The sequence below is a fragment of the Paenibacillus naphthalenovorans genome (assembly GCF_900099895.1).
Lineage (GTDB): Bacteria > Bacillota > Bacilli > Paenibacillales > NBRC-103111 > Paenibacillus_G > Paenibacillus_G naphthalenovorans.
Genome location: NZ_FNDY01000088.1, coordinates 1 through 1,591, shown reverse-complemented (window position 1 = coordinate 1,591; position 1,591 = coordinate 1). Strand labels below are relative to the sequence as shown.

Sequence of the window (1,591 nt, the reverse complement as noted above, 5' to 3'; positions counted from 1 at the left end):
GTTAGTGTAAAATCTCCGTGGGTGTAGGAATTGGAAAAAGCGGATATAGAAAAAGAGCTTCTCCCTTGGTAAAGTGATGTTTGCGCACAACACACCAAGAAGGAGGAAGCTCCTGTGAGCCACTTTACCACAACAATGCCGACGATGAAAGAGATTGAGCAATGGATTTTCCGGAAAATGCAGGAGGAATTCGCTCGTGCGATGAAGCAGGTGCTGGAGGCGCTGGATCAGCAGATCCTGGAGCAACGGGACCGAGAGCGTTATCGAGTAAAGGACGAGCGTGAAACAAGCGTCAACACGGTGTTCGGGAACGTGCGCTTCAAGCGGAGATTGTATTGTGATCGTAGAAGCGGAAAACACGTGTATCTGCTGGATCAGCTGTTGCAATTCGAAGGGCGCGGGAAAGTCAGTCCGCATTTGGAGGAGACAGCAATCGCATTCGCAAGCCAAGGACCGTCGTACCGGGACAGCGCTAAGCGGCTGGAGCAGCTGCTGGGATACAATGTGCTAAGCCATCAAGCGATCAGGGAAAAACTGATGGAGCGTGCGGAACAGCCGATGTCTGAGGTGAAGCGACGCCCAGCGCGAGTATTGTTCGTGGAAGTGGATGGGCTATACACGAAGCTGCAGCGGAGCAAGAAGCGCGGGATGGAGAACGCAATCGCGGTCGTACACGAAGGCTGGGAGAAGAACGGCAAGCGGGTGGAGCTGAAAAATAAACAGCATTACCTGCATACGAGCGGCGGCGACTTCTGGGAAGGGTTCGGGGACTTTCTGGTGGAGCGTTACGAAATCGACGAGAACACGTGGCTTGTGGTGAACGGAGACGGCGCGGCGTGGATCGGGGAATGTACATCCTACTTCCACCAATGCCTGTATATGCTGGATCGCTTTCATGTGGCGCGTGATTTGAAACGGTTTGTCGGACATTTGCCAAAGGTATGGGAGACCGTGAGACGGTCGCTGGCCAAACAGGACGCAGCCGCGCTTATGGCGGCCTTGGAAGGCGTGTCGGAGCAAGAGATAGCGGAAGAGAAGCGGAAGGATTGGAAGCCGTATAAAAGCTTTCTGAAGCGGCACGAGAAGCATTTGGACGACTACCGAAAAACACTCCAGGCGAAGGGGATCGACACAAGCGGCATGCGCCCGATGGGAAGCGCGGAATCGCAGATGCGTATATTCGCCAGGCGGACGAAGCGTGGCGGGTACAGTTGGAGTGAGCAAGGCGTCAGGGCGATGCTGAGGACGATGATGAGGATTCAAGAAGCGGGCACGGTGGTAAGAACGGTTGAAGGACAAGCGAGTAAGCAGGCAACGCCGCAGCAGCCGATAAACATGCGGCAATTGCTAAAGAACGTGACGCAACCGGTCAAGGGTTGTATCGCTGGAATGATTCGCATGCTGCAAGGACCGAAGCAAAGCAGCACAACGGGTATGGCACTCAAAGCACTTCGCGGATAACGGCAAAAAATTCTGACAAATCACTTGTATTTGATGAAAGAACGAAGCAAAGCGCTTACAAGGAAGAGGTTCCTTCGGGGTTCGCGTTCCAGGCATCTTAAATGACTGCCCACGCTAGCTTGACACTGAC

General features: G+C 53.8%; 1 protein-coding gene. It reads left to right on the top strand.

Annotated features, from left to right (window positions below):
* Nucleotides 1-114 precede the first annotated feature (114 nt).
* Nucleotides 115-1,461, top strand: a complete 1,347-nt coding sequence (locus BLT35_RS26060; RefSeq protein ID WP_074730242.1) for an ISLre2 family transposase — start codon at nt 115-117, stop codon at nt 1,459-1,461.
* Nucleotides 1,462-1,591 lie beyond the last annotated feature (130 nt).